This window comes from Staphylococcus sp. GDX8P114P-2 (genome assembly GCF_017892945.1).
Taxonomy (GTDB): Bacteria; Bacillota; Bacilli; order Staphylococcales; family Staphylococcaceae; genus Staphylococcus; species Staphylococcus arlettae.
This window is the reverse complement of record NZ_JAESMB010000026.1, coordinates 1-9,095: the sequence shown is the minus strand read 5'-3', so window position 1 is coordinate 9,095 and position 9,095 is coordinate 1. Positions and strand designations below refer to the sequence as shown.

Below are 9,095 nucleotides of genomic sequence, written 5' to 3'. Positions count from 1 at the left end.
GACTTCTCTTGATAACATAACAAGATTTAAATAACTTACAAAGTAACCAATAGATAAAGTGCTTAAGTGGTTTACTCGCAATCAAGTACGCCTTCTTATTAACTATTTAATTTTATAATTAATACATCAACTTTTTTTGATATATTAACTATAAATCAATATATACATTATTGCAAGATTAAAAAACTATAATTTCACATAAACTTAGACATGCTCCACAGCAATAGTAAAAATATTTTCTTCCTAACTATATTATTAGAAACTCAAATTAAGTTAAATTTTAAAAATCCAAATCAATACATAGACACTAATCTATATAGATGCTAATCTATGGTAGTAAAATAATTAATGAGGTGAACCTAATGTTAAATATTGAAATATACGAAGAAGCTATGTGCTGTTCTACTGGCGTATGTGGTCCAGAACCGGATGAAACACTAATAAAGACGAACCAAATCAATGAATATTTAAAACAAAATCAAATAGAAGTTCAACGTTATAATATGAGTAATAATCCGAATGAATTTATTAAAAATAAAGAAGCTATTCGTTTAATTCAAGAAAAAGGTAATGAAGTTTTACCAATCACTTTTATAGAAGGCAATATAGCTAAAACGGGTACTTATATTACCCAAGAAGAAGCCGATGAAATTATTACGGTTAATCAGATGAGAAATGGAGGATGCTGTGGTGGAGATGGATGCTGTTAAATACTTAAATAAATTGAATTTAGATAATGTTGAGTTAACAAAATATTTGTTTTTTACTGGTAAAGGTGGCGTAGGCAAAACGACGATATCAAGTTCTATTGCTTTAAACTTAGCGGAAAATGGAAAGAAAGTAGCTTTAGTAAGTACTGATCCAGCTAGTAATTTACAAGATGTATTTCAAATGGAATTATCTAATAAATTAACTAAATATCAACCTATACCTAATCTCTCTATAGCCAATTTTGACCCGATTGCTGCTGCAGACGATTATAAAGCACAATCTATAGAACCTTATGAGGGTATTCTACCAGAAGATGTGCTTTCTGAGATGAAAGAACAGTTAAGTGGTTCGTGTACAGTTGAAGTAGCAGCGTTTAATGAATTTACAAATTTTTTATCCGATAAAACTTTAGAACAAGAATTTGATTTCATTATATTTGATACAGCTCCAACAGGTCACACCTTGAGAATGCTTGAATTACCTTCTGCATGGACAGATTATTTAAATACAACGAGTAATGACGCTTCTTGCTTAGGTCAATTATCGGGTTTAAATGAAAATAGAGGTAAATATAATTCAGCACTTGAAAAACTACGTAACCAAGACGATACGACCATGATGTTAGTTGCGAAACCTAGCCACTCTTCTATATATGAAATTCAAAGAGCGCAACAAGAATTACAACAACTATCAATTTCTAAATTCAAAGTAATCATTAACAACTATATAGAAGAAAGTCACGGTTTAATTTCGAGTCAGATGAAATCAGAACAAGATAAAAACATTAATCATTTTACTGAATGGTTAAATAACAATCATGCTTATTACGTTCCATATAAAAAGCAGAAAGAAGAAGGTATAGAAAGTTTAACTAATCTATTAAATGATGATAACTTAATTGAAAATGATGACTTTATTGTTGAAGATCATCCGCAATTCAATAAATTAACAGATGAAATTGAAAATAGTAAAGTTCAATATTTATTTACAATGGGAAAAGGTGGCGTTGGTAAAACGACAGTAGCAACGCAATTAGCTACAGCATTATCTAATAAAGGACATCGTGTTCTTTTAGCAACTACTGACCCTACTAAAGAAATTAATGTTGAAACCACAAGTAATTTAAATACTGCTTATATTGATGAAGAACAAGCATTAGAAAAGTATAAAAAAGAAGTACTAGCCACAGTGAATGATGATACACCACAAGACGATATTGATTATATTATGGAAGATTTAAAATCACCTTGTACAGAAGAAATAGCATTTTTCAAAGCCTTTAGTGACATTATGGAGAACCAAGAAGACATGGATTACGTAATTGTAGATACAGCTCCTACAGGCCATACCTTGTTGTTACTTGATTCTAGTGAAAATCACCATAAAGAACTAAAGAAAAAATCAACTCAAACTACCAGTAATGTTGAAACGTTATTACCTAAAATTCAAAATCAAGATTTAACACAGATGATAATCGTAACACTAGCAGAAAAAACACCTTATTTAGAATCTAAACGTTTAGTAGAAGATTTAAATAGAGCCGATATAGGACATAATTGGTGGGTCGTTAATCAATCATTAGTTACGCTAAATCAACGTGATGACCTTTTTAGTAACAAAAAAGAAGATGAATCGATTTGGATAAACAAGATTAAAAATGAAAGTCTTAATAATTACTTTGTCATACCTTATGGAGGGTTAGAATATTGAAAAAAATTGTTATCATTGGTTCAGTTGCTGCCGGTACGAGTGTCGCGGCTAAAGCAAGAAGAAATAGTGAAGATGTTGAAATTACCGTTTTTGATAAAGATAGTGATATTTCGTATTCCGTATGTGGTATCCCCTACTATATAGGCGGTAATGTATCTGATATTGATGAACTCACGCCACGAAATGCTAAATGGTTTAAAGAACGCTTTAATATAGATATTTATACAGAATATGAAGTGAATAAGATAAATGATAGTGATCAAACAATAACAGTTACTAATTTAGTAAATGATGAAAAGATGATTCAAAAATATGACGAATTAGTATTAGCAACAGGTTCATCGCCTAAAGAACTCCCTCAATTAAATAGCGAAGAATATAATAATGTGTTTAAAGTTAAAAATATTAATGATGCCAAAGCAATTTATAATTATATTAATGACCATGATGTTCAGAATATAACAATCGTTGGCGGTGGATTTATTGGTTTAGAGATGTTAGAACAATTATCTAATTACAACACTTCAATTGTTCAACGTAACACTTTTATGCCTCATTTAGACTACGATATGAGTTTTATGATTCAAGAATATATTGAAGATAAAGCTAACGTATATACCTATAATGAAATTGACATTGTTGATTATGATGAGAATCATACGATAAATAGAGTCAGCTTAAAAACTGGCGAATTAATTGATACAGACTTAATCATTATTGGGATTGGTGTCACACCAAATACTAAATTAGCTAAAGAAATTGGTATTAATATTGGAGAATCTGGAGCAATACAAACCAATAAGTATTTTGAAACAAATATTCCTCATATATATGCAATTGGTGATGCAGCAGAAAGTTATAATTTAATTACTGGTAACCCTATATATAGACCGCTAGGTTCTACAGCAAATAAAATGGGACGTATTTTAGGAGATCGGTTAACTGGTGGAAATTTAGAACATAAAGGCATTTTAGGAACAGGTATTGTCCGTATATTTGATATGACAATTGCCCAAACAGGTTTAACCGAAAAAGAAGCTATTGATTTAGATATGGATATTGACGTATTACACAATGTGAAACCGAATCGTCCAGAATATATGCAAGGTCAAGAAATGGTAATTAAAGCTATATTTGATAAAAACAATTCTAAATTACTCGGTGCCCAAATTATTGGGTATGAGGGCGTAGATAAGAGAATAGATGTACTAGCCACTGCTATAACATTTGGTGCTAAAGCAGAAGATTTATTTCATTTAGATTTAGCATATGCACCTCCTTTTTCCACAACTAAGGATCCTGTTATTTATACAGGGATGATTGGTCACAATATTACTCGAGGACGTAAGATTATAACGCCTGAAGAAGTCATAAAACAAAATAATGATTTATTGATTTTAGATGTACGTTCTCCAAAGCAATTTGAAATTGATCATGTTGATGGCGCGATTAACGTCCCATTGAAAACGTTGAGAAGTTACGCAAAAACGTTAGATGAAAATCAAACAATAGTGACTTATTGTAATAAAGGAACTACTGGTAATGCTGCACAAAACGTACTTATTAATTTAGGATTTAAACAAGTATATAATTTATCAGGTGGCAATAAAAATTATCAACGATATAAAAGATTTCAAGTAGAAAGGGAGAAGAAAAATTGAATTATAATGAGATATCGCAATACTTGAAAGTGATTGCTGATAGTAGCCGTCTTGAAATATTGGATTTACTCTCTTGTGGTGAATTATGTGCTTGTGACTTATTAGAGCATTTTTCTTTTTCTCAACCCACATTAAGTCATCATATGAAAGTATTAAAAGACAATAATTTAATTACGTCTAGAAAAGATGGCAATAAAAATTTGTACAAATTAAATCATGATGTGTTAGATGACGTTACATCACGACTTACTTTATTGAGTTCCAGTACTGTCCCATGTATATGTGAAACAGTAGAGAAAGGTGAGTGTTAGTTATGACGATATTAGCAATCACCATCTTTGTGTTAACGTTGGTTTTTGTTATCTGGCAGCCTAAAGGGCTAGATATTGGAATTACTGCATTAATTGGTGCTGTAGTCGCTATAATTACTGGCGTTGTAAGCTTTTCAGATGTACTAGAAGTTACTGGCATCGTTTGGAATGCAACCTTAACGTTTGTTGCAGTTATTCTTATTTCACTCATATTAGATGAAATTGGCTTCTTTGAATGGTCTGCTATACATATGGTGAGAGCATCAAAGGGTAATGGCTTGAAAATGTTTATCTTTATCATGCTATTAGGTTCAGTTGTAGCAGCGTTCTTCGCAAATGATGGTGCGGCTTTAATACTGACACCGATTGTTTTAGCAATGGTGCGTAATTTAGGTTTTGATAAAAAGGCTATATTCCCTTTTATTATTGCGAGTGGTTTTATTGCCGATACAACATCATTACCCCTCATTGTTAGTAATTTAGTTAATATTGTTTCGGCTGATTATTTTGATATTGGATTTGTTGAGTACTTTAGCAAGATGATTATACCTAATATATTCTCGTTAATCGCAAGTATTCTTGTCTTATGGTTATATTTTAGAAAATCTATTCCAAACAAGTTCAATTCAGTGAATATTAGAGAACCGAAAGAAGCTATTAAGGACAAAAAACTTTTCAATATTTCATGGATTGTATTGGCTATATTACTCGTTGGTTATTTAGTAAGTGAGTTTATAAACATTCCAGTATCAATTATTGCCGGTATTATTGCTTTAATATTCGTATTATTAGCGCGTAAATCTAAGGCAGTGCGTACGAAACAAGTCATTAAGGGCGCGCCATGGAATATTGTTTTATTCTCCATTGGTATGTATCTTGTTGTGTTTGGGCTAAAAAATGTAGGTATTACAACGCTTCTTGGTGATGTCCTAACAAATATTTCAAGTTACGGCTTATTTAGTAGTATCATGGGCATGGGCTTTGTAGCTGCATTCCTTTCATCTATTATGAACAACATGCCAACCGTTCTAATAGATGCAATCGCGATTGGTCAATCTCAAGCGACAGGGATACTCAAGGAAGGTATGATCTATGCGAATATTATCGGATCTGATTTGGGGCCTAAAATAACACCAATTGGCTCTTTAGCCACACTTCTTTGGTTACACGTACTTACTCAAAAAGGTGTTAAAATTTCTTGGGGAACATATTTTAAAACCGGAATTATTATAACGATTCCTGTTTTATTTATTACACTGTTAGGGTTATATCTAACACTTATTATTTTCTAAAAGAAAGGTAATACGAGATGAATAAAAAAACCATTTACTTTATATGTACCGGTAATTCTTGTCGCAGCCAAATGGCTGAAGGCTGGGGCAAACAAATACTTGGTGATGAATGGCATGTTTACTCAGCTGGTATCGAAACACATGGCGTAAATCCTAAGGCGATAGAAGCTATGAAAGAAGTTAGCATTGATATTTCAAATCATACGTCTGATATGATTGATAGTAATATTTTAAAACAATCTGATCTTGTTGTTACGCTTTGCAGTGACGCTGATGAGAATTGTCCAATCATCCCACCAAACGTAAAGAAAGAACATTGGAGCTTTGATGATCCAGCTGGTAAAGCTTGGTCAGAATTTCAACGTGTAAGAGATGAAATAGGTACAGCAATTAAAAAATTCAAACCTAAGTAAACATAAAAGTCGTCTTATATATTTTATAAGACGACTTTTGCAATACAACAAGGAAAATTCATGCAATATAAAACGGAAAGTGACAAAAAGTGAGAGGTTTTTCTTACATATTTCGTTTTCTAAACTTGTGTTATAATCAATGTATCATAATCATCAAAAAATATGAGTTTTCAGACGATGAGAGATGCGTTTATTTGCATCGAGAACTAGATTTCATTCATAAGTACCCATAAAACGATTAAAAGAGGTGGTATTCAAATGGCTAAAATTGGTTATGCACGTGTATCAACACAAGATCAAAGTCTTGATGGACAGATTGATACACTTGAGAAATATGGTTGTGAACGTATCTTTAGCGAGAAAGCGAGTGGTCGTAAAACTAAAAGAACGGAACTTGATAAGTGTTTAGATTATTTACGAGAAGGCGATATTTTAGTTATTTATAAACTAGACCGGCTTGGACGTACAACAAAGCAACTAATTGAGTTATCCCAGTGGTTGGATGATAATAACATAGATTTACATATTATAGATATGAACGTATCAACCAAAGATGCGATGGGCAAAATGTTCTTTACCATGATGAGTGCATTTGCTGAACTGGAAGCTAACTTATTAAGTGAACGTACGAAAAAAGGACTAGAAGCAGCACGAGCAAGAGGACGAAAAGGTGGAAGACCTTCATTACCTGATCATAAAAAAAGAGAAATCAAGTTCTTATATGATGAACAAAAACTTACGGGTGAAGAAATTGCTAAACAAACAGGAGTGAGTCGTTCTACTGTATATAGAATAATAAAAATGAAGTAGTAAAAACAAATAATCACAGGAAGAAAACTAATGAAAGGAGAATCTCTAATTTGAAGATTCTCCTTTCATTAGTTTTTATAACCTATATTATAATTTAACGAGAATTTTTGCTTGTGATTTATCGTTTACAAGTTGTTCAAATCCTGACTCTACAATATCATTTAACTCAATTTCATCAGTAACGACGTCTTTTACTTTTAAATTACCTTCGTTAATTAAGTCTATTGTTTGTTGAAATGTAGTAGGTGTATAAGCAATCGTCGAAGTAAGTTTTACACCTGTATTCGTTAATTGCATTGGATTCCATTCAATAGGATGGCCGAATATAGAAACTATAACAACAATACCTCTTGCTTTAGTAACATCTATTGCAGATTTAAGTGTTGGCGCTACACCAGCTACCTCAAATGCTACATCAACGCCATTATCAGTGTATTTACTAATAATATCACTTGGGTTTGATTCACCAGAATTTATCGTATGAGTAGCACCTACTGATTTAGCTTTATTAAGTCGTTCTTCCGATAAATCGAAAACAAATATTTTGCTAGCACCAGCTGCTTTGGCTGCTATAATTGTTAATAAACCGATTGGCCCTGCACCAAAAATAGCAACAGTATCGCCAAATAGAACTTCTCCTTCTTTAATTGCTTGAACTGCAACAGCCGTCGGTTCTACAAGGGCGCCTTCTTTATCAGAAACATTATCTGGTAATTTATAAACATTCTCTTCTGGGGCGTTTGTAAATTCTGCAAATCCACCATCAGAACCTAAGCCTATAAATGAATAACCATCATAAAGATCAATATTTTCTTCTTTTTCACGATTTGAAACTGTAGGATTAATGACAACACGATCGCCTTTATTAAATTTTGTAACCTTAGAACCAATATCATCTACTACACCTGCAAATTCGTGGCCTAATGTAACGGGCGCTTTTTGGCCAAGGAACGGGTCAGGTTTGTCTGTTGAAATAAATATAGGGCCTTCTAAGTATTCATGTAAATCTGTACCACAAATGCCAGCCCAAGACACTTTAACTTTAACCTCATTATCTTGTAACTCTTTAGATTTTCGATCTTCAACTCGTACATCCTTTTGACCATACCAAACTGCTGCTTTCATGGATAAAACCTCCTTGTTTTAGTTAATTTAATAGTATGCCTTTTAAAAGTTACTTTCAAATAAACTAACCTTTTAATATAGTGTTTCTAAATTATTATATGATTAGAGTGTACTTAAATTAATCATTTATTTAAATTTCTATATTCTTCTTCTGTATAAAAGTTAATTGCAAGTTGTTCTAAATTTTCTAATTCATGAAATTTATCAAATAATCCTTCAATCTTAATTTTATTTTCTTCTAGTTTATGTGTTAAAATTCTATATTCTTTTTGACTAGAGTATTTGCTGGTTTTATAAAAACTAGCATTTATAAAGTCTTTAACTATAAGTCTTTCTCCATTTTCTATTTTATAGAATAGAGGGTGTTTATCTTCAAAATACTCAACAATAGCTGTTTTAAAGTATGTATCCTTCTCCGAAAATGTTCTCACCAATTTATCTATAAAATCTTTCAAATAAATAGTTAAATATATATTTCTATTATCAACAATCCCATTCATTTTTCGTATAAAATCTTGATTCAACCTATACTTGCCATCATCACTCTCAACTAAATCTTTCAGCCTTATTATTGAGAAGCAGCATATCTTAAACTCTTTGACTATATCTGAAGTGTTTTTCAAAGTTACCTCTTTCACAGTCACTTTATGAATTTTAGAATTAGGAACTTCTAAATTTCTGATATACATCTCTACTTCATCATTTGGCTTATACTTATTTCCTAATTTGCTTGAAATGACTCCTTCTAGATTATCTCCTATTTCATTATGTTCAATTTTATGAAATCTTTGAAGGTCATTGAAGTATAATTTGCTGTTTTCAAAGTCTTCTGCGTAATTTGGATGTACAAATTTCAAAATAGCAATAACTGTTTCTTCGTTATCTCTTGTAATAATGCTCATTGCCAGCCTCATCCCCTTTATATTACTTATTTATATTTTATAATTTTGCATTCCCATCCACTGTGATGTTATAATATATTTAACAAGGAACTAGCATAGATACACCAATCCCCTCACTATTGCGAGTAGTGAGGGGATTTTTTAGGTTCTGTTGCAAAGT

At 31.7% G+C, this 9,095-nt stretch carries 9 protein-coding genes; 7 read left to right on the top strand and 2 right to left on the bottom strand.

The genetic code is table 11. The annotated features are described in order from the left end of the window. Positions 1 to 362: 362 nt before the first annotated feature. From arsD to KA845_RS12095, 7 genes are all read left to right on the top strand, one after another. Positions 363 to 710 (top strand): arsenite efflux transporter metallochaperone ArsD, encoded by a 348-nt coding sequence (gene arsD, locus KA845_RS12125; protein WP_013730043.1) that lies wholly within the window; start codon positions 363 to 365, stop codon positions 708 to 710. Then, positions 697 to 2,421 (top strand): arsenical pump-driving ATPase, encoded by a 1,725-nt coding sequence (gene arsA / locus KA845_RS12120; RefSeq protein ID WP_011867755.1) that lies wholly within the window; start codon positions 697 to 699, stop codon positions 2,419 to 2,421. Before arsD ends, arsA begins: the two co-directional genes overlap by 14 nt. After that, on the top strand, positions 2,418 to 4,082 hold the full coding sequence (locus KA845_RS12115; RefSeq protein ID WP_210128140.1) for an FAD-dependent oxidoreductase: 1,665 nt from the start codon (positions 2,418 to 2,420) through the stop codon (positions 4,080 to 4,082). Before arsA ends, KA845_RS12115 begins: the two co-directional genes overlap by 4 nt. Next, the gene (locus KA845_RS12110) at positions 4,079 to 4,393 is read left to right on the top strand and encodes an ArsR/SmtB family transcription factor (protein WP_002509693.1); all 315 of its coding nucleotides are present in this window, start codon (positions 4,079 to 4,081) and stop codon (positions 4,391 to 4,393) included. Before KA845_RS12115 ends, KA845_RS12110 begins: the two co-directional genes overlap by 4 nt. 2 nt (positions 4,394 to 4,395) lie before the next feature. Further along, the gene (arsB, locus tag KA845_RS12105; protein WP_119605347.1) at positions 4,396 to 5,685 is read left to right on the top strand and encodes an arsenite efflux transporter membrane subunit ArsB; all 1,290 of its coding nucleotides are present in this window, start codon (positions 4,396 to 4,398) and stop codon (positions 5,683 to 5,685) included. 17 nt (positions 5,686 to 5,702) lie between these two features. Beyond that, on the top strand, positions 5,703 to 6,098 hold the full coding sequence (gene arsC / locus KA845_RS12100) for an arsenate reductase (thioredoxin) (protein WP_119605348.1): 396 nt from the start codon (positions 5,703 to 5,705) through the stop codon (positions 6,096 to 6,098). A gap of 258 nt (positions 6,099 to 6,356) precedes the next feature. Beyond that, the gene (locus tag KA845_RS12095; RefSeq protein WP_210128139.1) at positions 6,357 to 6,908 is read left to right on the top strand and encodes a recombinase family protein; all 552 of its coding nucleotides are present in this window, start codon (positions 6,357 to 6,359) and stop codon (positions 6,906 to 6,908) included. Positions 6,909 to 6,995: 87 nt separating this feature from the next. Here KA845_RS12095 and KA845_RS12090 read toward each other — a convergent pair whose 3' ends face one another. After that, complete coding sequence (locus tag KA845_RS12090) at positions 6,996 to 8,033, bottom strand: 2,3-butanediol dehydrogenase (protein WP_115347622.1); 1,038 nt, start codon at positions 8,031 to 8,033, stop codon at positions 6,996 to 6,998. A 122-nt stretch (positions 8,034 to 8,155) separates the two neighbouring features. Next, positions 8,156 to 8,935 (bottom strand): hypothetical protein, encoded by a 780-nt coding sequence (locus tag KA845_RS12085; RefSeq protein ID WP_210128138.1) that lies wholly within the window; start codon positions 8,933 to 8,935, stop codon positions 8,156 to 8,158. Positions 8,936 to 9,095 lie beyond the last annotated feature (160 nt).

Coding starts and splice junctions, on each gene's coding strand:
- arsB (WP_119605347.1), top strand. CDS start 4,396: ATGACGATATTAGCAATCACCATCTTTGTGTTAACGTTGGTTTTTGTT.
- KA845_RS12090 (WP_115347622.1), bottom strand. CDS start 8,033: ATGAAAGCAGCAGTTTGGTATGGTCAAAAGGATGTACGAGTTGAAGAT.
- KA845_RS12085 (WP_210128138.1), bottom strand. CDS start 8,935: ATGAGCATTATTACAAGAGATAACGAAGAAACAGTTATTGCTATTTTG.
- KA845_RS12095 (WP_210128139.1), top strand. CDS start 6,357: ATGGCTAAAATTGGTTATGCACGTGTATCAACACAAGATCAAAGTCTT.
- arsD (WP_013730043.1), top strand. CDS start 363: ATGTTAAATATTGAAATATACGAAGAAGCTATGTGCTGTTCTACTGGC.
- arsC (WP_119605348.1), top strand. CDS start 5,703: ATGAATAAAAAAACCATTTACTTTATATGTACCGGTAATTCTTGTCGC.
- arsA (WP_011867755.1), top strand. CDS start 697: ATGGATGCTGTTAAATACTTAAATAAATTGAATTTAGATAATGTTGAG.